This is a genomic window from Micrococcaceae bacterium Sec5.8, from assembly GCA_039636775.1.
Classification (GTDB): domain Bacteria; phylum Actinomycetota; class Actinomycetes; order Actinomycetales; family Micrococcaceae; genus Arthrobacter.
The window spans coordinates 2,573,322-2,595,528 of sequence record CP143429.1 but is presented as its reverse complement, the minus strand read 5'-3'; the positions used below and the strand labels follow the sequence as shown (position 1 = coordinate 2,595,528).

Here is a 22,207-nt window from a genome sequence, read left to right as displayed (position 1 = left end):
GCGGCGTTTTCCGGCTCAAATGACATCGACCCCGCCGAGTTCCATCTCAGCAACAGCATCGTCAAGATCGTCGGCAATACCCACGGTGAGGTCCCGCACCACGGTGACGGAGTACCCCGCCTGGACCCCGTCCAGCGCTGTTGCCTTCACGCAGTGGTCGGTGGCGATCCCGACCACCACGACGTCCTCGACGTCGTGGCTCTGGAGCCAGTCGTCAAGTCCGATCGCGTCCTCGCCCCCGGCAAAGTCGCCGGCCGCGAGGCCGCCGCCCATGCCGCCGGTGGAATCGGAAGAACCCGGGGATGCCGGCATGGCTCCGGGCTTCCGTTCCCCGGTGGGGACGGCGTCGTCCGGTGCCAGCAGCCCCTCAAAACCGGAGTAGGCGGCGGTGAACTGGCCTTTGCGGAAGTAGGCCTGAATGTATTCCGTGTCGAGGTCCGGGTGAAGCTCGGCCCCGCGTGTTCCGGCGACGCAGTGCTTCGGCCAGCTGTCGACGTAGTCGGGGTCGTCCGAGAAATGCGCGCCCGGATCAATATGCCAGTCCTGGGTGGCCACCACATGGTCAAACTCTCCATGGTGGGCGTCGACGTACTCGCTGATGGCGCCGGCCAGCTCCGCCCCGCCGGTGACGGCCAGGGTGCCTCCTTCGCAGAAGTCGTTCTGGACGTCAACGATGATCAAGGCGCGGGACATCAGTTCTCCTCGTAAATGGTGGGGATGGCCGCTTCGCCGCGCTGCAGCCGGTTGACGACGGAGGGGAGTTCCCTCATGGATTCGGCGTGGCGCTGCCGTGCACGGACCACGCCTTCGGGTCCGGTCCAGCCGGGAAGCAGTTCGCCGTTCTTGATGAACTGTTGCAGGAGGGGCCGGTCGTTGCCGTCGTCGTCCGGGCGGTGCCCGATGCCGACGATCTCCTGAGTGGCGGTGCCGCGCTCGTTGAGCTTGCGCAGGGCGTACTTGCGCCCTCCCTTGCTGGTTTTGTTCTTGGCGGCCTTGGCCACCGGAACGAAGTCGCCGGCGTCGTCGGTGCGGCTGACCAGCTTGTAGACCATGCTGGCCGTCGGAGCGCCGGAGCCGGTCACCAGCGAGGTGCCGACGCCGTAGGAATCCACGGGAGCGGACTGCAGGGCGGCGATGGCGAATTCGTCCAGGTCCGAGGTGACGATGATGCGGGTCCGTTCGTTGCCGAGGTCGTCCAGGAGCTGGCGGACCCATTGCGCCTGCGCCACGAGATCGCCGGAGTCCAGGCGCACGGCGCCGAGCTTGTCGCCGGCCAGGTCGACGGCGGTGCGCACCGCCGACTCGACGTCGTACGTGTCCACCAGCAGTGCCGTGCCGGCACCCATTGAGGCGATCTGGGCCTGGAAAGCCTCGCGCTCGGTGTCGTGCAACAGGGTGAAGGAATGCGCGGCTGTGCCGACGGTTTTGAGCCCGTAGCGCAGGCCTGCCTGCAGGTTGGAGGTGCTGTCGAATCCGGCGATGATGGCTGCCCGGGCGGCCGAGACCGCGGATTCCTCCTGTGTGCGGCGCGAGCCCATCTCCACGCAGGGGCGGCTGCCGGCCGCGGTGATCATGCGTGATGCGGCCGAGGCGATGGCGCTGTCATGGTTAAGGATCGAGAGAATGTACGTCTCCAGGATGCAGGCCTCGGCGAACGTGGATTCGACGATCAGGATGGGGGAGTTGGGGAAGTACGCCTCGCCCTCCGCGTAGCCCCAGATGTCGCCGGAGAAGGAGAAACCGGCCAGGTACTGCAGCGTCTCCTCATTGACCACGTTGGTGCGGCGAAGGAAATCGATGTCCTCGTCGCCGAAGCGGAAGTCCGCGATGCCTTCCAGCAGCCGGCCTGTGCCTCCCACAATGCCGTAGCGGCGCCCGTCCGGCAGGCGCCGGGCAAAGGCCTCAAACACTGACTTGCGGTGGGCGGCGCCGGAATGCAACGCGGCCTGCAGCATGGTCAGCTCGTAATGGTCGGTGTACAGGGACGTGCGGGGACGGTCCCGCCCAGCTGATGAACTCACAAATTCACTCTAGTCCCCACCGGCTCCCGCGTCTCGCTTCGCTTCGCTGCGGGGCCCCCGCCGGCGTGGGCCCATCATCCCCATAGAATGGACAGATGACCCTCAGCGTTGCGCTCGGCCCTGACACCCAGGAGAGCACCCAGACCGGAACAGTGACATCGACCGATGCCCTGACCGCCCCGGACATTCCTTGGAACCTCGTGATCTGGAACGATCCGGTGAACCTGATGAGCTATGTGAGCTACGTGTTCCGCAGCTACTTCGGCTATTCCGAGGCGAAGGCCAACAAGCTCATGCTCGAAGTCCATAAGAAGGGCCGCTCCATTGTGGCCCACGGCAGCAAGGAACAGGTGGAGCAGCACGCGGTCGCCATGCACGGGTATGGTCTCTGGGCCACCGTGGAAAAAGCCACCGGCGGCCCCGGCGGCGCCGGATCAGGTGGAGGATCAGGCAAGGGTAAAGGAAAACGTGGCTAAGGCATTTAAATTCGGCATCAAAGGCATCACCGGTTATCTGGAGCCGCCCGAGCGGGAACTGTTGCGCAGTCTCTTCGACGACGTCGTGTCCATGCTGGAACCGGAGGAACGCGCCAATCAGGACCCTTTGGCTGCACTCGTGGGACTCGATGCGGAGGCCCGTGAACCGTCGGACCGGGCCCTGCGGCGGCTGCTGCCGAACGTTTCGAAGACCGACGACGCCGCGTCGCTGGAGTTCCGCCGCTACACCGAGCGGTCCCTGCGCGAGAGCAAGATCGGCGCGCTGAAAGCCGCTTCCCTGGGGCTGGACAAGGACGAGCTTGTCCTGACCGCCGCCGATGCGCGGCACTGGTCGATGGCGCTTAACGATGTCCGGCTGGTGCTGGCCGAACGCCTCGACATCCGGGACGACGAGGACGCCGGGCACGTGCACCTCATGCAGGACTGGTCCCAGGCCGAGGATGTCGACAGTTACCTGGCCCTGGTCTATAACTTCACCACCTGGCTGCAGGAATCCCTGGTCCAGGCAATGCTGCAGTCCCTGGAGGCGTAGGGGCTGAGCTTCCAATCTGCCGAGTAGGCATATCTATCCGCCCACGGGTCGAGTCCGCCTCCCTAGGCCGGGCTGGGTTCTGGCTACGTGCAGGCGCCTGCGCGGGTGGCGGAGTCCCGGTGCGGGCAACCGCAGCAGGTGATGGCCGCCTCGCGTCCGGGAACACCACGCCCGGGACGGGTCCGTTACACCCCGCTAGAGGCCACTGCGGTGGACGTGGGGAAGAAAACCTGGACAGCGGCTGCGGCGCGTCCCGTGGAGGGATCGTGTATCGGGTCCCTGCAGGCCAGCCGCAATCTAGGTCAGGGCCTGTTTCCAGGCGTCCTGATTGCGTACGACATAGTCAGCCGCACTGTGCCAGTGCGCGCCGTGTCCGTTGACGTACATGTCGGCCCAAGGCTGGACTCCGGTTTCATGCGCGGACTTCAGCAGCCCGTGCATGGCCGCCGTCCTCTTTCCCAGGGCCTCGGGCAAGGCGTCCCGTAGGATCCCGTCAGGACCATAACCGTCGACAACAGCGCGGAGCCGGGCAGCTGCCTCTGGAACCGGTTGGCCTTCAAAGAGCATTCCAAAGGACTGCGCTGCATATGCGAGATCCCAGAGGCGCGTACTCGGGCCCGCAGCGTCCCAATCGATAAACACCCACCGTTCTCCCATAATGAAGTTCCACGGAGCGAGGTCGTTGTGGCACATCAGGTTCGGATTCTCGGCAGGAAGCAAAACGTTCCATCCGGTCGTATCCGGGAGTTCAAATCCTTCGCTGGCATCGTGAATCTGACGAATCAGGCGGCCGACCCGGAGGAGGTCATGCTGTCCCAGGGGCAGCTGGTCAAGCGCGGAGACACCCTCGACGTACTCGGTGACATGTCGCCCAGCGTGATCTTTGCCCAGGGGTTTGGGAACGTCGAGCCCAGCTACTTGGAGGACTCGCAGGTACTCCTGGACAGAGGCAGAGTTTTCCAGCCACGGTTTGCGGACCGTGCCGCCCACACGAAGGACAGTCCCTGAGGCGTTTCCGCCGGCAAGTTCTTCAGCTTCCTCATTCACCCGAAGAACGCTACTGCGTGCCAACAAGCTGGCCAAGCCGACGCCTGTAGTGGTTCCGCTGCACGCCTTGGGTCACATGCACCTCGTACCCGGCGTCGACGAAGTCGGTAATGGCAGCCATGCGTTCAGCGACGGGCGAGGTCCGGACGTCAATGGACTTCGCCAAATCCGCAGGCATGAGGGAAAAGCGGATCCTGGTCCGCCCGCCATGGTCCCAGCCGAGCATCGCCCGGTTCACGTACTTGGTGGGGGCACGTAGCAGTACGCGCACGCCATAGCGCATCCGTTGGCGGTGGAAGGCGCAATGAAGTCCGCGGACCGCCGGCCACTGTCGCACGGAAGGGCCCGGCGGGCTTCCTAGTCGGCGACGGGCGGGTCAGGTGGCAGGGGTGGCGGTGGTGGCCCGCTCAGGAGGCATTGGCTGGATGGAAGGTGGCGCCGCCGTCAATGGAGACCCAAAGCGCAGTGGAACTCGCGGCCCAGAGGGCCGTTTTGCCGTCGGGGCCTTTCGTTGCTGCGATTGCCTGTACGTCCGCGCTGACCTGGCCCCGGCGGGTCCAGGTGGCGCCGCCGTCGGGGGAGTAGTGGACGGCGCCGCCGGGTTCGACCCCGAAAGCCTCTTGTGCGTCGGCGAAAGCAGCGAATTGGATTATGGGAGAGGATGTGGCCAGTACCCAGGTGCGGCCGGCGTCGGTCGAGCGTTGCACGCCGTCGGCCGTGGTGGCCAGGACAGTGTCGGTGTAGGGGTTCCCGGCGAGGGCGGCGGGCTGGAACCCGGCCGTAGCGGTCTGCCAGATTTTTCCGTCCGGGCTGGTCTGCAGCACTCCGTCAAAGGCGACGATCCCGGATTTGGTGGTGGTGAGGGCGTGGAAGTCCGATTCGTGCTGCCGGGAAAGTTGTTCCCAGGTCCGGCCGCCGTCGCTGCTTTTGATCAAACCGACCGGGTTCGGGAGGGATGATCCGGGGCCCGGGTGGCCGGAGGCGAAGAACACGCCGGGGTCTTTGGCGGACGCGAATCCCATGAGGTCGTTCTCGGGACCGATTCGGACGGCCGGGTTGGCGGACATGTCGTAGAGACCCTTGTGCGTGGCCAGAAGCACCTGGCCGGTTTCGCCATTGACGCTCAACCCGTGAATGTGGGCGTCGGGCAGGTCGTTGCCGGTTGGTGGAGGTGCGGTGGGTACGGGGCTACAGGCCGAGAGGGCCAGAACGAGGGCAGCAGCGGCACCCGTTATGGTCGCGGCGGGGCGGCGGAGGATGAAGGAGAAGGCCAGGGTGACTCCAAAGTGGGGAGGGGGCAGGACGGTGGCGCCGGCCCCTTGAGGGGGCCGGCGCCTGCAGGCGGGGCTGGTTAGAGGGTGTCCAGCAGTTGCTGCATTTCCTGGATTTCCGCTTCCTGGGAGGTCGCGATGTCTTTGCTGAGCCGGAGCGCGTCGGGGTTTTTGCCTTGCGTGGTTTCGGTTTGGGCCATCATGATCGCGCCCTGGTGGTGGGCGATCATCTGGGTCAGGAAGAGTTTGGAGGCTTCGGTGCCTTGGGCGGTTTCAAGCTTCTTCAGGTCATCATCGTCCATCATCCCTTCGCCCATGCCATGGCCGGGGGACATCGTGGGCGCTTCGTTCCAGTCCTTGAGCCAGCCGGTCATGGTGGTGATCTCCGGTCCCTGGGCGGCCTTGATTTTTGTCGCGAGGGCCGTGATGGGGGCCGGAATGTCTTTCTTGGCGAGCATCATGTCGCTCATTTCCACGGCCTGGGTGTGGTGCGGGATCATGCCCTGGACGAACATGGTGTCGGCGGCATTGTGTTCAGCTGAGGCGGTCGGGGCACCGCTGGACATCATTCCCGGGCCCTGGTTCATGCCGGGCATGCTGCTGGCGGAGCTGGTGGCCGGGGTGGTGCTGCCGGAGGTGCCGGTTCCGGAGGCGCAGCCGGTGAGGGCGAGCACGGAAGCGAGGGCGGTGGCGGAAACGGTAAGAAAGGTATTCTTCATGGAAAATCAGGTCCTTCAAGGTATCAGTGGGCGCAGGGGCGCCGGCGAAGAGGTTGGGGTCCCGGTACGGCGGAGGATGGGCCGCTCAGGGGAAAGGCGTGAAGCGGCCGGGCATGAATCCGGCGGCCATTTCTTACGTCCTGCTGATGCAGAGCTGACCGGGCGAAGGGCTCCCGGGAAGATAGGACCACCCGGCGGCACGTGCCAGGAACGGGCCCGTCTTAGTGTCGACCGTGAGGACCGCGGTCCCTGGCAGCGGGGCAGCCAGGGATGCGGTATTCGCCGCCGGGATGCACCCCGGGGCCATGGCCTGCATCTCCGGGCAGCCCGCTGGATCCGGGCACTGCGCCGCCGCGAGGGAAGGAGCGTGGACGCCGGCTTCGGGGGCCATCGAGAGCCCGTCCGGGGTAGAGTGCCCTGAATGGCCGCTGACAGAGTTGAAGTGACCCGGCTGGGCTGTTTCTGTTGCCGGGCCCGCCGTGGCGGCCGGTGCGTGCACGGAGTGGTTACCGGTCATGACATGCATGCCGAGAATTCCGCCGATGACGGCCAGGACTGCGGCAAGGAGCCCCGCGTGGTGGAGGAACGCCGCGACGCGGCGTTGGCTTGTTGCGGTCATCCCATTTCCTCCTTTCCACACGGTCTGCTTCTAACGGTCTGGCTTTCAAGGCTACCCGCTGGCGGCCTGTGTGGCCCCGCGGGGCAGGGCGGAGGAGCCGCTAGCACCGTCACCGGCCATGGGCCGAAAGCCCGTATGCGGCGGCGCCGGATCAGCCGCCGGCCAGGGTGTATCCCGCAGAGGCGACGGCGTCGTGGACTGCCGAGGCCGAAGCTGTACCGTGGACAACCAGGCGGGACCGGCCGCCCGGCACGAGATCAACCGACGCTGCGGTCACCCCGTTGGTCACGTGATTCAGCTCCGCACATCTCATCTTCCATTCTTCTTATCAGGGGAGGCGATAGGTGATGTGGTTGAACAGCTGTAGGGCCGAAGGACGCAACGGCCGGGACATGCCGGTTCACTGACAACACCTCAAAGATACCCCAGGGGGGTATGTGCGTCAAGAGTATCGGTCGCAGGAGTCCATTATCAACAGCATGGAGATTGCTTTGAATTTTTCGCGCACCGGACCGACATGACGCCGGCGCATCGTTAACGGCCGGCCCCGGCCTGCCGCCGGCGCCTGGTACCCGGGGCGGGCCCCCCGGGTGTGACCCATCAGACACGAGTTGCTTGACACAATGTGATGGCTGCGCCCTTTGCTTAGCCCTATCCTCGAATAATCATGACTTCAGCATCGAGCATTGATCCGGCAGCGCGTGCTGTTGCGGACTCCCCAGCGAGCAATACCGCCAGCAGCCTGATGGGATCGCGGCCCATCGGTGTCTTCGATTCCGGCGTCGGCGGACTCACCGTGGCCCGGGCCATCATCGACCAGCTGCCCAACGAATCCATCCTCTACGTCGGCGACACCGCCCATGGCCCTTACGGTCCGCTTCCCATCGCCGAGGTCCGGGCCAATGCCCTGGGCGTGATGGATGAACTGGTGGACTCCGGCGTGAAGCTGCTGACCATTGCATGCAATTCCGCATCCGCGGCTGTGCTCCGGGACGCCCGCGAGCGCTACACCGCCCGTTATGGCATCCCCGTCATCGAAGTGATCCAGCCGGCTGTCCGCCGTGCCGTCGCCTCGACCCGCACCGGCCGGGTCGGTGTTCTCGGCACCTCGGCCACCATCGGTTCCCGCGCGTACGAGGACACTTTCGCCGCCGCCCCGGACCTGCACATCACTTCGGTGGCCTGCCCCGCCTTCGTCTCCTACGTGGAGGCCGGCATCACCACCGGTCCCGAATTGCTCGCCGTCGCCAGGGACTACCTCGCGCCGCTTACGGCGGCCGGCGTGGACACCGTGGTGCTGGGCTGCACCCACTATCCGCTGCTGACCGGCGTCATCTCCTTCGTGTTGGGGGAGGACGTCACGCTGGTCTCCAGCGCCGAGGAAACGGCCAAAGACGTGTACCGTGCTCTGGCCTCCCGGGGACTGGAACGGACCGACACGTCCGCTCCCTCCCACAACTTCATCGCCACAGGTGACGCCGCACAGTTCGAGCACCTGGCCCGCCGCTTCCTGGGCCCCGAAGTGCTCAGCGTCCGCCACGTGGACCACGTCGCGGCGCAGTACCCCACGGGGAGCCTGGCCAGGATCACGCCGGAGATGCTGGCCGCCGCGCAGGCCGGCACCCACCGCCCGCGGATCTCCAACTTCGTGGGCGGATCCGCGGGCGGGGGAACACTGCTGTGAAGCTGACCATCGTGGGCTGCACCGGATCCTTTCCGGGTCCCGGCTCGCCGGCGTCGTGCTACCTGCTGACCGCTTACGACGGCGAACGGAACTGGAAGATCGTCCTGGACCTCGGGAGTGGTGCGCTCGGCGCCATCCAGCGCTACACGGACCTGGAGGACATCGACGGGATTTTCCTTACCCACCTGCATCCGGACCACTGCATGGACCTGTGCGGGCTCCACGTCGCAGTGCGGTGGAAACCCGGCGGCTGGGGTCGCGGCAGGATCCCGGTCTGCGGGCCCGCCGCCACCGCTGACCGGATGGCTACGGCCTACGGCCTGGCGCTGGAGCCGGGCATGCATGAGGAATTCGACTTTAGCAACTGGTCCGAGCGCAAACCGGTGACCATGGGACCGTTCACGGTCACGCCGTATGCGGTCAACCATCCGGTGGAGGAGGCCTACGCGCTCCGCGTCGAGGTCACCGAACCGGACAAGGACGGCAACCCCGTCACCCGGGTGTTGAGTTACTCGGGGGACACCGATTCCTGCGGCGGGCTGGAGGACGCGGCCCGGGACGCGGACCTGTTCCTGTGCGAGGCGGCCTTCGAGGAAGGACGCGACGACGGCATCAAGGACGTGCACCTGACCGGCAAGCGTGCAGGGGAAGCCGCCGTGGCCGCGGGTGCCCGCCGGCTGCTGCTCACGCACATCCCGGTCTGGACGTCCCCGACCACCGTCATGGCCGAAGCCAGGGGAGTCTTCGGACAGCACGTGGCCGTGGCCGTAGCGGGAGTGCACTACACCATCTGAGCCGACCCGGCCCGCACGGTGTGCCCGGCCGGCCCGGCCAGGGTCGATAAGCTAGGGGCATGACTTCCGAAGCCCTTACTGCCCCCGTTATCCGCGCCGATGGCCGCACCCCCGATCAGCTCCGTCCGATCAGCATCACCCGCGGCTGGTCCAAGCAGGCCGAGGGATCGGCCCTGATCGAGTTCGGCAACACCCGGGTGCTGTGCACGGCCTCGCTCACGGAGGGCGTCCCGCGCTGGCTCAAGGGCGAAGGCCGCGGCTGGGTCACGGCCGAGTACGCCATGCTCCCGCGCGCCACCAACACCCGCTCCGACCGTGAGTCCGTCAAGGGCAAGGTGGGTGGCCGCACCCACGAGATCTCCCGCCTGATCGGCCGGTCCCTGCGCTCCATCATCGACACCAAGGCCCTCGGCGAAATCACCATCGTGCTGGACTGCGATGTCCTGCAGGCCGACGGCGGCACCCGTACCGCAGCGATCACGGGCGCCTATGTGGCGCTGGCCGAGGCCATCCGCTTCGCCCGCGAGAACAAGATGATCGCCCGCAACGCCCAGCCGCTCACGGACACGATCGCCGCTGTCTCGGTCGGCATCATCGACGGCATTCCGATGCTGGACCTGCCGTACGTCGAGGACGTCCGCGCGGAAACCGATATGAACGTGGTGGTTACGGGCTCCGGAAAGTTCGTTGAAGTCCAGGGCACCGCCGAAGGCGCCCCCTTTGACCGTGCTGAGCTCAACAAACTGCTGGACCTGGCCCTGCTGGGGACCGAGCAGCTCGCCGCCATCCAGCGCGACACCCTGGCCGAAGCTCCGTGACCGCAGACGCCGCCCCGCAAGCTGCAGCGCCGCACAGCCCGGCGCCGGTGCTGGTGCTCGCCACCCACAACCAGGGCAAGGTCCGGGAACTCCGGGAACTCCTGCGCGGGCAGGTGCCCGGCCTCGACGTCGACACCCAGGTGGTGGACGCGGGCTCCGTCGGCGCCCCCGACGTCGCCGAGACCGGGGTGACCTTCGCCGAGAACTCGCTGCTGAAAGCGCGGGCAGTGGCGGAAGCCACCGGGCTGGTGGCCATTGCCGACGACTCCGGGCTCGCCGTCGACGTCCTCGGCGGCGCTCCGGGAATCTTCTCGGCCCGATGGGCCGGCCGCCACGGGGACGACGCCGCCAATCTGCAGCTGCTGCTCGACCAGCTTGCCGACGTCCCCGATGAGCACCGCGGTGCCGCCTTCGTCTGCGCCGCGGCACTGGCCGTGCCGGCAAACGCGGCGGGGGAAGGCCGGGAAGTGGTGGAATACGGGCAGCTGGAGGGAACACTGCTGCGCGAACCGCGCGGGGCCGGCGGCTTCGGCTACGACCCCGTGCTGCAGCCCACCGGGCTGGACCGCAGCTGCGCCGAGCTGAGCCCGGCGGAGAAGAACGCGATCAGCCACCGCGGACACGCGTTCCGGGCGCTGCTCCCCGCCGTCGTCGCGGCGCTCGCCGGGAAGTAGCCTGGCCCTCGGGGTTCTGAGGGCACGCTGATACGGCAGAAGGCGCCCCACAGTGTGGGGCGCCTTCTGCTTGCGCTCTTGATCCGTGCCGCCGGTCCGTGCTGCCGGGCCGGAACAGGGCTTACGGCGTCTTGCGGTCTTCTTCGGGTTCGTGCTCCTCGATGAATTCCTCGACGATGTCGGTGCCGTACTTCTCGGACTGGCGCTTGGCCACAAAGCCGCGGACCACCTCGATGGCGATCGGAACCACCGACACCAGGACGATGGCGATGAAGATGATGTCGAGGTTCTCGCGGACCCAGGGAAAGGTGTCGCCCAGCAGGAAGCCCAGCAGGGTCACGCCGCCACCCCACAGCACGGCGCCGATCACATTGAACACGAAGAACTTGCGCTTGCTCATCTGGGCGACGCCCACGATCACCGGGACGAACGTCCGGATGATCGGCACGAAGCGGGCCAGGATCAAGGCCTTGCCGCCGTGCTTTTCGAAGAACGCATGGGCGCTCTCGACGTTCTCGCGCTTGAAGAGCTTGGAATTGGGCTTGTTGAAGATCGCCGGGCCCGCTTTGGAACCAATCAGGTATCCGACCTGGTTACCAACGATTGCCGAAATGATGATCATCACCACGAAGGCCCAGAGATTGACCTTGATGGTTCCCGTGGCCACCAGGAGACCGGCCGTGAACAACATGGAGTCGCCCGGCAGGAAGAAGCCGATCAGCAGGCCCGTTTCGGCGAAGATGATGCCGCAGACCAGCAGTACCACCCACGGCGCCAGGGCCGGATCGGCCAGGAAGACCTGGGGGTTCAGCCAGTCGGGCAGGAACGAGGCAAGCTGCGGCTGCACCGGGCCTGCACCGCCGAGCGTGGACACGGCGAGGTCATTCAAAGCTAAAAGGTTCACCAGACAAGGGTACTTGACCCCCGACGTCGGGCGCGGGCGGGCGGCAAGGCCTGCTGCAAGACAGTCCTGGCAAAAGTCACACGGCCGCCTCAGCCACGGCCGCGTCCGGTACCGGTAAGGCCCTGAGCCGGCGGTAATGTTGGAGCGTGGGTTTGGACTTTACAGCGATCGACTTTGAGACCGCGAATGGCTTCCGTGGTTCACCGTGTGCGGTTGGGCTCAGCAAGGTGCGTGGCGGTGTCGTGGTTGAGGAAGCGTCGTGGCTGATGCGGCCGCCGCAAAACCATGACCGCTTTGACCACCACAACGTACGGATCCACGGCATCCGGCCCGAGCAAGTGGCCGGGCTGCCGCGCTTCGGGGAGCTCTTCCCGGAGATCGGGGCGTTCATCGGCGGAGACGTGCTGGCCGCCCACAACGCCGCCTTCGACCTCGGGGTGATCCGTTCCGGCCTGGAAGTATCCGGCCTGCCCGGCCCGGCGTATGACTATGTCTGCACGGTGATGCTGTCCCGCCGCTGCTATTCGCTGGTGTCCAATTCCCTGCCGTACGCGGCCCAGGAGGCCGGCGTGCCGCTGGTCAACCACCACGACGCCGCCGAGGATGCCCGCGCCTGCGCCGGCATCCTGATCGATATCGCCGCCCGCAACGGCGCCGCCAGCATCGCCGAGCTGTACCTTTCCCTGGGTCTGGCGGTGTCCCGGCAGGAGGCCTTTCACCCGCTGCGAGATCCCCTTTCCAAAGCCAGCCAGTCAGCCCTCGACGCCTTGGCGGCAGGTCCCTCCGCGGCGGCCGCCGTGCGGGCCTACCTGCCCGGCTGGCCGGAAGAGGGCGCCAACCCGCCGCCGAACCTTCTCGCCGAGGCCGGCCACCCCCTGTTCGGCCAGACCGTGGTGTTCACCGGAGAACTCGCCATACCCCGTCCCGAGGCCAAGGTCCGTTCCGCCGAGCACGGGGCACGGCCCGAGAGCCGCGTCACCGCCCGCACCACCGTCCTGGTGGTGGGAGACGGGTTCGACGCCGCCGACCTGCGCTCCGGCAGGCTCACCGGCAAAGCGCGCCGGGTGCTGGAACTGCACGAGCGCGGCCAGCGGATCGAGGTCCTCTCCGAGGGCGAGTTCCTGCAGATGGTCGGCGGCCACGTGGCCTCCGCCGCGATTTCCTGACCCTGCTGCCGGTCATACTGCGCAACAAGATTTTCGCGGGCGGCAGCGCCGCTCCTAGCCTTGAACAATGAGGAATTTGACTGCGCCGACCGCCGCGCCGCCGGCACCCGGAACCACCGCGCGCGGCGCACCCACCTGGCGGACGGTCTTCGCGTTTCCCAACCCGGTCAATGAATATGCGGCCCGGGTCACGGCGGCGCTGGTGGTGCTGGTGTCGGTGCTGACCCTGCTCACCGGCTTCGGCTGGGGCCTGGCCGGCATTGCCGCCGGGTTCTGGCTGCGCGTGCTGTTCGGCCCGCGGATCTCGCCCCTCGCCCAGCTGTCCGTCAAAGTCCTCACGCCGCGGCTGGGCAAGACCCGGCTGGTTCCGGGTCCGCCGAAACGCTTCGCCCAGGGCATCGGGGCTGCGCTGTCCACCGCCGCCGCCGTCCTGCTGGCCGCCGGGCTGGGACCCGCAGCCTGGATTTTGCTGACGGTCCTGATCGTGGCGGCCTCCCTGGAAGCGTTCGCAGGATTTTGCCTGGGCTGCGCCGTCTTTGGGTTCCTGCAGCGCCGCGGCCTGATCCCCGAGGACGTGTGCGAGGCCTGCAACAACATTTCAGTCCGCCGCGCGTAGGCACCGCAGGTGCCCGCCGGTCCCGGGTCAGGCGCCCGTGACGGCCGCCAGGCGGGAGGCCATGCCACGGATGACCTCCGGTGCTTCAAGCTGCTCCAGCCACCCCGCCGGCAGGCAGTCCTCGCCGTAGAACGTTCCCAGGATGTTTCCTGCCATCGACGCGGTGGAGCCGCTGTTCCCGCTGTGATTGACCGCGACGGCGATCGCCGCCCGGAAGTGCTGTTCCGGGCCCGGGTGCGCCGCACGGTCCGGCTCGGTGGCGAGCACTGCGTAGAGGGCGACGGCGAGGGCCTCCTCCGCGCTTTGGCCCTCACCGAGTTCCCGGACCAGGTCCTCGGGTTCCAGCAGCGTGCCCTCGGCGCTGAGCCGGAGGGCGGTGTCCAGCCGTGCGACGAGGACCGGGGCAACTGTTTCGTCTTTGCGCAGCATGCCGGCGTTTAGCTGCCCGAGTGCGTATTCCGCCGCCGGGCGCAGCCCTTGGCCGGCCACCAGGGCGTGGATGACGAGGCTGAAGACGCCGGCGCCCTGCCGCGCTGCGGGGTGCCCGTGGGTTAACGAGGCCGCGTCGGCGCTGAGCTTGTAGACCTCGGCGGCGGCGATGTAGGGGATCAGGCCGAAGGGCGCGGACCGCATCACCGTTCCGGGGCCGTTCGATTCGGGGTTGACCGGCCGGAAGTAGGTGCCCATCGCCCCGGTCGCCAGACCGCTCAGGCAGGCCTGCTCGGGCGCGCGGCGGTGTTTCAGGACGCCGTGGGAGTCGATCCAGCGCGGCGGCTGGAACGGTGCCGCCTCCGGAACCGGCGTACCCTGGGTGGCGAACCAGCGCAGGTACGCCAGCCACAAGCACGCGTTCGTGTCCGCGGCTACCCCCGAGTTGGCCCATTCCAGCGCCTCCAGCAGCCCGTCCACGGTATACAGCGTGAGTTGCGTGCCGTCGGAAATCGAACTGCCGCCGTCGAGCGCGGCGAAATCCCGAAGCCCGTCCTTACCGAACGCGCCACGGATGGTGGCAATGTCCTCGGATTCGACGGCGTAGCCCAGCGAATCGCCGAGGGCGCCGCCCAGCAGGCAGCCATGGATCCGGGAGGCGTGCGACGGGCCGGGCGCCGAGGCGGCGGGGCGGGCGGGCTCAGTGCTCATGACAGAGAATTTTACCCCGCCCCGTTTCCGGCCCCAGCATGGCGCAAGTCCAGCGAACGTCCAGATTCCGCTGACAGACTGCTCGCTGATCCCCAGCAGCCGACCCCAACCAGCCGACCCAAACGAACCGACCCAAACAAAGGAATTCCCGACCATGCAAACGCCCGCGTCAGTCCTTGAGCCGTCCCACCGGCCGGCCGTTTCGTTGGAACCGGCGCCCGGGCTGCTGCGGAGGGTGTCCGCCGAAGCCCTCGGGACGTTCTTTGTGGTGGTCGCGGGCCTGGGCGTTCCGCTCTTCACCCTTCCGCAGTCGAATCCCTTGTCGGCGTCGCTCGCGGCAGGGCTCGCGGTCACCACCGCGATGTTGGCGTTCGGATATCTGTCTGGCGGCCACTTCAATCCCGCGGTGACCGCGGGAAACGCTGTTGCAGGCCGTATCCGCCCGGTAGCCGCAGCGGCGTACGTGAGTGCCCAGGTGGCCGGTGCGCTGCTCGGCGCGGTCACCCTCTTCGGCATCGTGCGCACCATTCCCAGCATCGCCGACTCCAGGACCGCCTTTGACACAGTCGCCGCCGGCTTCGGTGAGAACTCCGTCATCCAGGTCCCCCTGGCCGGGGTGCTGCTCATCGAGGTGCTCGGCGCAGGCCTCCTCGTGGCCGTCTACCTGGGCACTACCTCGGAGCGGAACCCTTCGCGGCTGGCGGCGCCGTTCGCCGTCGGCCTGGCCACGGCGGTGCTCCTGCAGCTCGGCCAGGCGCCCGGAAATGCTCCTTTCAATCCGGCGCGGGCCACCGCGTCGGCGATCTTCAGCAACCCTGACGTGCTCGGCCAGCTCTGGCTCTTCTGGGTCGCTCCGCTGGTGGGCGCTGCACTCGCCGGACTCGTGTTCCGCGGGGTTGCACTGATGACACCGGCCGGCACGGCCGCCCCCGCGGACGGTGCGGTTGAGCTGGACGACGACGACGCCGTGGACATTGTCGCCACCGTTGACGGGGTGGAACGGATTGGGCCCGAGAAGACTTCGGCGCCTGCGGCCGGCAGCGATGAGGCCCGGGCGTTCTTCGATGGAGAGCGCGGAGATCGCGGCAAGTAGCCGTGCGCCGGAGCGGTGCCGCAATCCTGTCGGTGGCAGCCGATACCGTAGAAGCATGCGGTTATTGCACACCTCGGACTGGCACTTGGGCCGGTCCTTCCACGGCGTCGGCATGCTTGATGCCCAGCGCTCCTTCATCGACCAGCTCGTTACCTACGTCCGTGAGGAGGCCGTGGACGTCGTCCTCATCGCTGGCGACGTCTACGACCGCGCGCTGCCCGGGGTCGACGTCATCCGGTTGCTCGACGACGCCCTGGTCGGTCTGACCGGCGCCGGCGCCCGGGTGGTCCTGACCAGCGGCAACCATGACTCCGCCATCCGGTTGGGGTTTGCCTCCCGGCTGCTCGAACGCGGGGGAGTGCACCTGCGCACCCGGCTCACCGACCTCGACCAGCCCGTGCTGCTGCCGCTCGACGCCGGGACGGACGCCGACGCCGACACCGGGCCTGTGCTCGCCATCTACGGCGTTCCCTGGCTGGAACCCCGGCTTGTGGCCGAACAGCTTGGGGTCGACACCGCCAGCCACTTTGAGGTGACGCGGGCCGCCACCGCCCGCGTCCGCGCCGACCTTACCGCCCGGGCCGCAAACCGTACGGTCCATTCCGTGGTGCTTGCCCACACCTTCGCCAGCGGCGGGATCAGCTCCGACAGCGAACGGGACCTCAGCATCGGCGGTGTCGGCGCCGTGCCGCTGGATTTGTTTGACGGCTTCAGTTACACGGCACTGGGCCACCTGCACGGCCGGCAGCTACTCTCACCCACTGTCCGGTACTCCGGATCGCCGCTCGCATACTCTTTCTCCGAAGCGCAGCACCGCAAGGGCAGCTGGCTCCTGGACGTCGATGCGGACGGCGTCGGCGGGATCCGCGAGGTCCTTTGGAAGGCCCCCCGGACGCTGGCCGTGTTGCGCGGCAAGCTGGAGCAACTGCTCACGGACGAGGACCACGCCTGGGCCGAAACCGCGTACTGCCAGATCACCCTGACCGACGCCCAGCGCCCGGCGCAGGCCATGGAAAGGCTGCGCTCGCGGTTCCCTGACACCCTGGTGCTGGGCTTCGATCCCGAAGGCGCCGGGGCCGCCGCGAAAATGAGCTACAGCAGCAGGCTCGCCGCAGCCCAGGACGACCTCTCCGTGTGCTGCGGCTTCCTGGAACACGTCCGTGGCCGTGCAGCCGGCGCTGATGAGGCCGCAGTCCTCGCCGAAGCCCTGGACTCCGTGCGCCTGGAAGGAATGTCCCTGTGAGAATCCACCGTCTCGGGATTTCCGCGTTTGGTCCGTTCGCCGCCACCGAGCACATCGATTTTGACCGGCTCAGCGCCCACGGCCTGTTCCTGTTGAACGGTCCGACGGGAGCCGGTAAAACCAGCGTCCTGGATGCCATCTGCTTTGCACTCTACGGTTCGGTGCCCGGCGCGCGGCAGGATGGCAAACGGCTGCGCAGCGACCACGCCGAGGCCGCTGCGGAACCCCGGGTCACGTGTGAATTCTCCGCCCGGGGGCGGCACTTCGAGGTCTCCCGCTCGCCGGCGTGGGACAAGCCCAGTGCCCGGGGCAAGAACGGCTTCACCGTCCAGCAGGCCAATACGCTGCTCCGGGAACGTGTGGACGGGCAATGGATTGAGAAGTCCGGACGCAACGACGAGGCCGGCGCTGAGATCGCCGACGTCCTGGGCATGAACCGGGAACAGTTCACCCGGGTGGTGATGCTGCCGCAGGGCGACTTCGCCGCCTTCCTGCGCTCCAAAGCCACCGACCGCCTCGAATTGCTCCAGAGCCTGTTTGGTACCCAGCGTTTCGAAGCCGTGGAACAGGAGCTGGTCCGGAAAGCGCAGGCAGCCCGGGCCGAGGTCGCCACCATTAATGCGCAGCTGGAACTCCTCCTCGCCCAGGCGGAGGCCGAAACTGCCCCGCTGGAGTTGGCCACGGAGGGCGCTCCGGACAAGGCGGATCCGGACCTGTTTTTGACCCGGCTGCAAGCGCAAGCAGCTGGCGCCGCTGAGCAGTTGCGGGCTGCGGCGGCCGAAGCGGACGGGGTGCGCGCCGACCGCCTGTCCGCCAGTGAGGCCGCGACGGCCCGCGCCGCACGGGTGGGCAGGCTTGCCGCGGCCGAAATCCGGCGCTCCACGGCGGAGGCTGCGGCCCCCGCCACGGCCACCCGGATCCGGCAGCTGGGCCTGCACCGCCAGGCCGAAGTTCTTGGCGGCCAACTGCAGGCCGTGGACAGTGCCGGAGCAGCCGAGGAGGCAGCAGCCACCGCCATGGCTGCTGCCGCGGAGGAAGTACAGACCGCGGCGCACACAGACCCTGAACTCGCGGTACTGCAAGGCGGAACGGGGGACGCCGGGCCGGGAGCCGCGGCCGGCGGCAGCCCAGGCAGTCTGGTCCCCGGAGACGGCACCGGTGTGGACTCCGGCGCCCTGGGCGCTGCGTTGCGGGGACTGCGCTCCCTACGGGCGGTGCTGGAGGAGCGACTCCCGGACGAGGCCAGGCTTGCCGGGTTCCGTGGCCGCAGCACGCAGCTTCGTCTCGACCTGGCCCATCTGGAGGACCAGCACGCGTCCGGAACTGCCGCCCTGGCCGTGCTGCGCCACGAATCGGAAAGCCTGCTCGCAGGACTTCGCCCGCTCGAAGAACTGGCCAGCGAGGAGCAGATGCGGACCAAGGAAGCTGCCGACGCCGAGGAGCTGCTTGTCCTGGTCCGGCGACACGCTGACGCCTTGACGGCCTGGTCGGCCGTCGCGGAACGCCATGGTGCCGCCCGGACGAATTACCAAAACCTTCGCCAGCGCTGGCTGGACCTGCGCGAGGAACGGCTGGCCAACGCAGCCGCGGAGCTGGCATCGCAATTGCTGCCCGGCATCCCGTGTTCGGTGTGCGGCAGCCCCGACCATCCGGCGCCCGCCCCGGCCGCGGCTTCTGCCCTGACCGTGGCAGAAGCCGAAGCAACCGCGCAGCACGCCTGCGAGCTGGCGGAAACGGCCCTGGCCGCGCTGGAACGCGAACTGTCCGAGGCCCAGCAGCGCATCGCCGTGCTGGCGGCCCAGGGTGGCGACACCGCGTCCGAGGACGCTGCGCACGAGGCGGCTCTGGCCAAGGAACGTGCCGCGGAAGCGCGCCGCGCGGCGACCGACCTCGTCGGCAACCGTGCACGGCATGCCCAGCTGGAGGAAGAGATCAAGGGCGCGGAGCAGGGCCTGGTGGCTGCGGCTTCCGGTATCGCCCAGACCGGATCGACCCTCGCGGAAGTCCGGGAACAGGCCGAGTCCCTGGAACTGGCCCTCGATAAGCTCCGGGCCGGCCATCCGGTCCTGGCAGCCCGCATCATGGCCTTGGAGGCGACCACTGCCGTGCTGGAACACGCGGACGAGGCCCGGACCCGGCTGGAGCAGGCCACCGCCCGCTCCTTCGAAGCCCGGCAACACCTGGAGCTGGCGCTTCCCGGCGCCGGCTTCGAGTCCGCGGACGCTGCCCGGGCCGTCCTGCTTCCGTCCCCCGAAGCGGCGGCTCTCGAAGCTGCCATCCGCTCAGCGCAGGACGAGGCCGCCCGGATCGAAGAACTGTTCGCCAGCGAGGACCTGGTCCTGGCGGCAAAGGAACGGGACACCGCCGGGCCCTTCGTGGCAGACCTCGTGGACCAGCTCCGCGCGGACGCCGTGGCTGCGGAACGCTCGGCGCGGGACGCAGAACTCGCGGCCGGCCTCGCGGAAAAAACAGTTCGGACCCTCGGCTCCATTACCGCCAACTACGCGCAGCTGGCGGCGGCAGGACGGGAACCGCGGGAACGGGCGGCACTGCTGGCCGCCGTCGCCGACGCCGCCCGTGGTGCGGGCGAGAACACCTACCGCATGAGCCTGAACAGTTACGTTCTCGCCGCCCGGCTCGAACAGGTGGCGGTGGCAGCTTCGGAGCGCCTTATCGGCATGAGCGACGGACGTTATACGTTGCAGCACACCGATGCCAAGGCAGCCCGCGGTCAGAAGTCTGGGCTGGGGCTGGAGGTCGTGGACCAGTGGACCGGGCAGCGTCGTGACACCGCGACCCTCTCCGGAGGCGAGTCGTTCATGGCGTCGCTGGCGCTGGCCCTTGGCCTCGCCGACGTCGTGCAGCAGGAATCAGGCGGCGTGGACATCGAAACGCTGTTCGTCGACGAGGGATTTGGCAGCCTCGATGAACAGGCGCTCGAACAGGTCATGGATGCCCTCGAGGGCCTGCGGGACGGCGGACGCGTGGTTGGGCTGGTGAGCCACGTGGGAGAGATGAAACAGCGCATCAGCACCCAGCTCCAGGTGGTCAAGGGACGCAACGGTTCCACCCTGCACATCTCGGACGACGCCCGGGCCTGAGACGCCTCCGCGAACCCGGGTGCCGCAGCGCAGCCGGGCCGCGAAGGAGGACCCGGAGGCAGATACACTTGAGCTGTTACCGGGTCGCGCGCATCGGGAGGAGGGACGATGCGCACCCTTGAACGAACCCGGAATCATGACTCTTCCCACTCCTTCCCAGGCGCCCACCTCCGCGGCGCCCCACCTTGTTCAAACTCCTGCCCGCGGCCGCTACGCCCGCTTGCCGCTCCTCGCCGGGAGAGGCTTCATCCCGCTCGGACTCTTCGCCCGCCTCCCGCTGGCCATGCTGACCGTCGGCGCCCTCACCCTGGTTACGGCCGTCACCGGCTCCTACGCCGTCGGCGGCGTCTCCGCCGGCGCGGTGGGCATCGGATCGGCACTCGGTGCGCCCGTTTTGGGTGCGCTCGCGGACCGCCGCGGCCAGCGTCCGGTCCTGGTGTTCGCCGCCGTGTTCAACGCTGTCGCGGTGGTCGCCCTGATCCTCAGCGTCTACCTGATTCCCGGCGGGCAGGACCTCAGCGCTGCTCTTCCCGTCCTCGCGGCCGCCTTCGTCGCCGGCGCAAGCTGCCCTCAGGTGGGGCCGCTCGCCCGGGTCCGCTGGATGGCCCTGACATCCCGGGGCGGACGCGATGCCAATTCCGCAGACCTGGACACGGCGTTGTCCTACGAAAGCACTGCCGATGAGCTGACGTTCGTCCTGGGCCCGGCGCTGGTGGGCATCCTCGCCAGCCTGATCGCGCCCTGGCTGCCGCTCGCCCTCGCGGCGGCGCTGACCCTCACCCTCGTTCCGGCCTTCGCCGTGCATCCCACGCATTCCGCCGTGGAGCGGACGCCGGCGCGGACTCCGGCAAGCGCCGCCCAAGCGAAGCTGCTCCGGGCTTCGCAGCCGGCCGGGCAGCGGATCGGTGCCGTTGCCGCCGTGGCACTTCCGGTGCTGGCCATGGTCTGCATGGGAACGTTTTTCGGCGCCACGCAGACCGCGCTGAGTTCCTTCTCCGCCAGTTTTGCCACCTCCGAGCTGGCCGGACTCCTCTACGCGGTGATGGGCCTGAGCTCCGCGGCTGCGGCCCTGTCGGTGGCGTACTGGCCGGCCCGGTTCACGGCGAACGTCCGCTGGCTCGCCTGCGCCGCGCTGATGACAGGACTGGCGTTGCTGCTGTTGCTGCCCTCGTCGGCCCTTCCCATGATCGTTGTGCTGCTGGTCCTTGGTCTGCCGGTCGGGCCGCTGATGGTGACGGTGTTCGCGATTGGCGGGCTCGTCGCCCCGGCCGGGAAGCTCGGCACTGTCATGACAGCTCTGGCCAGCGGCATCGTGGCAGGTACAGCTGTCGGCTCCTCGATCGCGGGGCAACTGGCCCAGAACCATGGATATTCTGCCGCCTTCGTGGTGCCCGTGTGCGCCGCAGCGGCGCTGTTCCTACTGGGCGCGGCAGCCGCCGTCGTGATCCGGCGGCGCAACGGGGCCGCGGGCGCCGGTTAGCCCAGCTGGCTCTCGATCCGCCCGGCACTGGCGGCAAGGGCTGCTGCGACTTCGCCGGGATCCTGGGCGGCACGCAGATAAACGACGGCGAGGGCCGCCGGCCGCCCGCCGGGAACCCGGATGGGAACGGCGAGCGAGGAAACGTTGGCGAGGACCTCGTCGTGGCTGGCAGCGTAGCCCCGGCGGCGCGCCTCGGCTGCTTCGGCGCGGTACGGAATGCCGGGTGCGGCCACGGACCATTCCTCCTCGGTCAGTGCAGACTGGATCGCAATGCCGGGCGCGCCGGCGCTGATGGGGTGCCGGGACCCGGGATGCTGGACGACGGCGGCCCCGGTGTGCCGCGGGTCCACGGTCACCAGGGTGACGCACTCCTCATGGTCCCAGACGGCCACGAAGGCGCTCATCGCCAACGAATTCGCGAGCAGGGTGAGTTCCGGCAGCGCTGCCGTCTGCAGGTTCCGCGATACTCCCCGGGCCAGGACGGCAAGGCCCGGGCCGGGCTGGACCCGGCCGCCGTCGTCGCGCACCAGCAGGGAGTGGTCTTCCAGGGTGCGCAGAATGCGGTACGCCACCGAGCGGTGCACCCCCATCGCGTCGGCAAGCTCGGCGATGGTCAGCGGGTTCGGGGCGTCGGCCAGAATCTCCAGGGCGCGGATCCCGCGCGACAACGTCTGGGACGGGGAAGCCTGGGCGCTGCCGGCGGTCGGAGTCATTGGTCCATCCTAAGTGTGCTGCGCCCCGGGTGCGGGCGGCGGAACAGCGGGAAAGTGCCGGCTTTCCTTGTGCTC

General features: G+C 68.2%; 23 protein-coding genes and 1 pseudogene. 13 read left to right on the top strand and 11 right to left on the bottom strand.

Translation table 11 applies throughout. The features are described 5' to 3' along the window. Nucleotides 1-15: 15 nt before the first annotated feature. Both VUN84_11920 and VUN84_11915 read right to left on the bottom strand, forming a co-directional pair. Entirely contained in the window at nucleotides 16-693 is a 678-nt protein-coding gene (locus VUN84_11920; protein ID XAS63019.1) for an isochorismatase family protein, read from the bottom strand. Continuing rightward, nucleotides 693-2,021 carry a nicotinate phosphoribosyltransferase gene (locus VUN84_11915; GenBank protein XAS63018.1) on the bottom strand — a complete coding sequence of 443 codons (1,329 nt, stop codon included), beginning with the start codon at nucleotides 2,019-2,021 and terminating at the stop codon, nucleotides 693-695. Before VUN84_11915 ends, VUN84_11920 begins: the two co-directional genes overlap by 1 nt. Nucleotides 2,022-2,116: 95 nt before the next feature. On the opposite strand from VUN84_11915, the gene clpS reads away from it, so the two are divergent. Together clpS and VUN84_11905 are read left to right on the top strand one after the other, a co-directional pair. Beyond that, nucleotides 2,117-2,497, top strand: a complete 381-nt coding sequence (clpS, locus tag VUN84_11910; protein ID XAS63017.1) for an ATP-dependent Clp protease adapter ClpS — start codon at nucleotides 2,117-2,119, stop codon at nucleotides 2,495-2,497. Beyond that, entirely contained in the window at nucleotides 2,490-3,050 is a 561-nt protein-coding gene (locus tag VUN84_11905; protein XAS63016.1) for a DUF2017 domain-containing protein, read from the top strand. Before clpS ends, VUN84_11905 begins: the two co-directional genes overlap by 8 nt. Nucleotides 3,051-3,347: 297 nt before the next feature. Here VUN84_11905 and VUN84_11900 read toward each other — a convergent pair whose 3' ends face one another. Further along, nucleotides 3,348-3,770 (bottom strand): phosphotransferase, encoded by a 423-nt coding sequence (locus tag VUN84_11900; GenBank protein XAS63015.1) that lies wholly within the window; start codon nucleotides 3,768-3,770, stop codon nucleotides 3,348-3,350. 48 nt (nucleotides 3,771-3,818) lie between these two features. Between VUN84_11900 and VUN84_11895 the strand changes: the two genes are divergently transcribed. Further along, nucleotides 3,819-4,058, top strand: coding sequence for a hypothetical protein (locus VUN84_11895; GenBank protein ID XAS63014.1), 240 nt, complete (start codon nucleotides 3,819-3,821; stop codon nucleotides 4,056-4,058). A 112-nt stretch (nucleotides 4,059-4,170) separates the two neighbouring features. Here VUN84_11895 and VUN84_11890 read toward each other — a convergent pair. From VUN84_11890 to VUN84_11870, 5 genes and pseudogenes are all read right to left on the bottom strand, one after another. Continuing rightward, nucleotides 4,171-4,418: pseudogene (locus VUN84_11890) on the bottom strand (spore photoproduct lyase family protein). Between the two features lie 86 nt (nucleotides 4,419-4,504). Beyond that, entirely contained in the window at nucleotides 4,505-5,224 is a 720-nt protein-coding gene (locus VUN84_11885) for a sialidase family protein (protein ID XAS63013.1), read from the bottom strand. Between the two features lie 224 nt (nucleotides 5,225-5,448). Then, nucleotides 5,449-6,087 (bottom strand): DUF305 domain-containing protein, encoded by a 639-nt coding sequence (locus tag VUN84_11880; GenBank protein XAS63012.1) that lies wholly within the window; start codon nucleotides 6,085-6,087, stop codon nucleotides 5,449-5,451. 133 nt (nucleotides 6,088-6,220) lie between these two features. Continuing rightward, a complete protein-coding gene (locus tag VUN84_11875; protein XAS63011.1) occupies nucleotides 6,221-6,706 on the bottom strand; it encodes a hypothetical protein in 486 nt (161 codons plus the stop codon). A gap of 151 nt (nucleotides 6,707-6,857) precedes the next feature. Continuing rightward, nucleotides 6,858-6,983, bottom strand: coding sequence for a hypothetical protein (locus VUN84_11870; GenBank protein XAS63010.1), 126 nt, complete (start codon nucleotides 6,981-6,983; stop codon nucleotides 6,858-6,860). A 390-nt stretch (nucleotides 6,984-7,373) separates the two neighbouring features. Here VUN84_11870 and murI point away from each other — a divergent pair, with 390 nt between their 5' ends. Genes murI through rdgB form a run of 4 tightly spaced genes read left to right on the top strand, consistent with a single transcriptional unit; the run spans nucleotide 7,374 to nucleotide 10,676 of the window. Beyond that, nucleotides 7,374-8,390 carry a glutamate racemase gene (gene murI / locus VUN84_11865; GenBank protein XAS63009.1) on the top strand — a complete coding sequence of 339 codons (1,017 nt, stop codon included), beginning with the start codon at nucleotides 7,374-7,376 and terminating at the stop codon, nucleotides 8,388-8,390. Beyond that, nucleotides 8,387-9,184, top strand: coding sequence for an MBL fold metallo-hydrolase (locus VUN84_11860; GenBank protein ID XAS63008.1), 798 nt, complete (start codon nucleotides 8,387-8,389; stop codon nucleotides 9,182-9,184). The genes murI and VUN84_11860 overlap by 4 nt, the downstream gene beginning before the upstream one ends. Nucleotides 9,185-9,243: 59 nt before the next feature. Continuing rightward, nucleotides 9,244-10,002 carry a ribonuclease PH gene (gene rph, locus VUN84_11855; protein ID XAS63007.1) on the top strand — a complete coding sequence of 253 codons (759 nt, stop codon included), beginning with the start codon at nucleotides 9,244-9,246 and terminating at the stop codon, nucleotides 10,000-10,002. Then, nucleotides 9,999-10,676, top strand: a complete 678-nt coding sequence (gene rdgB / locus VUN84_11850; GenBank protein XAS63006.1) for an RdgB/HAM1 family non-canonical purine NTP pyrophosphatase — start codon at nucleotides 9,999-10,001, stop codon at nucleotides 10,674-10,676. Before rph ends, rdgB begins: the two co-directional genes overlap by 4 nt. Nucleotides 10,677-10,797: 121 nt before the next feature. On the opposite strand, the gene VUN84_11845 is transcribed toward rdgB, so the two are convergent. Beyond that, complete coding sequence (locus VUN84_11845) at nucleotides 10,798-11,565, bottom strand: VTT domain-containing protein (GenBank protein ID XAS65841.1); 768 nt, start codon at nucleotides 11,563-11,565, stop codon at nucleotides 10,798-10,800. A gap of 161 nt (nucleotides 11,566-11,726) precedes the next feature. Here VUN84_11845 and VUN84_11840 point away from each other — a divergent pair, with 161 nt between their 5' ends. Both VUN84_11840 and VUN84_11835 read left to right on the top strand, forming a co-directional pair. Next, on the top strand, nucleotides 11,727-12,746 hold the full coding sequence (locus VUN84_11840; protein XAS63005.1) for an exonuclease domain-containing protein: 1,020 nt from the start codon (nucleotides 11,727-11,729) through the stop codon (nucleotides 12,744-12,746). A 67-nt stretch (nucleotides 12,747-12,813) separates the two neighbouring features. Next, nucleotides 12,814-13,362: a DUF4395 domain-containing protein gene (locus VUN84_11835; GenBank protein XAS63004.1), complete on the top strand. Its 549-nt coding sequence runs from the start codon at nucleotides 12,814-12,816 to the stop codon at nucleotides 13,360-13,362. A gap of 27 nt (nucleotides 13,363-13,389) precedes the next feature. Here VUN84_11835 and VUN84_11830 read toward each other — a convergent pair whose 3' ends face one another. Next, nucleotides 13,390-14,502, bottom strand: coding sequence for an ADP-ribosylglycohydrolase family protein (locus VUN84_11830; protein XAS63003.1), 1,113 nt, complete (start codon nucleotides 14,500-14,502; stop codon nucleotides 13,390-13,392). A 154-nt stretch (nucleotides 14,503-14,656) separates the two neighbouring features. On the opposite strand from VUN84_11830, the gene VUN84_11825 reads away from it, so the two are divergent. From VUN84_11825 to VUN84_11810, 4 genes are all read left to right on the top strand, one after another. Then, the gene (locus VUN84_11825) at nucleotides 14,657-15,595 is read left to right on the top strand and encodes an aquaporin (protein ID XAS63002.1); all 939 of its coding nucleotides are present in this window, start codon (nucleotides 14,657-14,659) and stop codon (nucleotides 15,593-15,595) included. Between the two features lie 55 nt (nucleotides 15,596-15,650). Next, on the top strand, nucleotides 15,651-16,838 hold the full coding sequence (locus VUN84_11820; protein ID XAS63001.1) for an exonuclease SbcCD subunit D: 1,188 nt from the start codon (nucleotides 15,651-15,653) through the stop codon (nucleotides 16,836-16,838). Continuing rightward, nucleotides 16,835-19,939 (top strand): SMC family ATPase, encoded by a 3,105-nt coding sequence (locus tag VUN84_11815; protein XAS63000.1) that lies wholly within the window; start codon nucleotides 16,835-16,837, stop codon nucleotides 19,937-19,939. Before VUN84_11820 ends, VUN84_11815 begins: the two co-directional genes overlap by 4 nt. Nucleotides 19,940-20,075: 136 nt before the next feature. Further along, nucleotides 20,076-21,419: an MFS transporter gene (locus tag VUN84_11810; protein XAS62999.1), complete on the top strand. Its 1,344-nt coding sequence runs from the start codon at nucleotides 20,076-20,078 to the stop codon at nucleotides 21,417-21,419. Here VUN84_11810 and VUN84_11805 read toward each other — a convergent pair. After that, on the bottom strand, nucleotides 21,416-22,132 hold the full coding sequence (locus tag VUN84_11805) for a helix-turn-helix domain-containing protein (GenBank protein ID XAS62998.1): 717 nt from the start codon (nucleotides 22,130-22,132) through the stop codon (nucleotides 21,416-21,418). The genes VUN84_11810 and VUN84_11805 overlap by 4 nt on opposite strands. Nucleotides 22,133-22,207: the final 75 nt, after the last annotated feature.

Coding starts and splice junctions, on each gene's coding strand:
- VUN84_11825 (XAS63002.1), top strand. CDS start 14,657: ATGCAAACGCCCGCGTCAGTCCTTGAGCCGTCCCACCGGCCGGCCGTT.
- VUN84_11920 (XAS63019.1), bottom strand. CDS start 693: ATGTCCCGCGCCTTGATCATCGTTGACGTCCAGAACGACTTCTGCGAA.
- murI (XAS63009.1), top strand. CDS start 7,374: ATGACTTCAGCATCGAGCATTGATCCGGCAGCGCGTGCTGTTGCGGAC.
- VUN84_11810 (XAS62999.1), top strand. CDS start 20,076: ATGACTCTTCCCACTCCTTCCCAGGCGCCCACCTCCGCGGCGCCCCAC.
- clpS (XAS63017.1), top strand. CDS start 2,117: ATGACCCTCAGCGTTGCGCTCGGCCCTGACACCCAGGAGAGCACCCAG.
- VUN84_11880 (XAS63012.1), bottom strand. CDS start 6,087: ATGAAGAATACCTTTCTTACCGTTTCCGCCACCGCCCTCGCTTCCGTG.
- rph (XAS63007.1), top strand. CDS start 9,244: ATGACTTCCGAAGCCCTTACTGCCCCCGTTATCCGCGCCGATGGCCGC.
- VUN84_11820 (XAS63001.1), top strand. CDS start 15,651: ATGCGGTTATTGCACACCTCGGACTGGCACTTGGGCCGGTCCTTCCAC.
- VUN84_11875 (XAS63011.1), bottom strand. CDS start 6,706: ATGACCGCAACAAGCCAACGCCGCGTCGCGGCGTTCCTCCACCACGCG.
- VUN84_11835 (XAS63004.1), top strand. CDS start 12,814: ATGAGGAATTTGACTGCGCCGACCGCCGCGCCGCCGGCACCCGGAACC.
- VUN84_11830 (XAS63003.1), bottom strand. CDS start 14,502: ATGAGCACTGAGCCCGCCCGCCCCGCCGCCTCGGCGCCCGGCCCGTCG.
- VUN84_11805 (XAS62998.1), bottom strand. CDS start 22,132: ATGACTCCGACCGCCGGCAGCGCCCAGGCTTCCCCGTCCCAGACGTTG.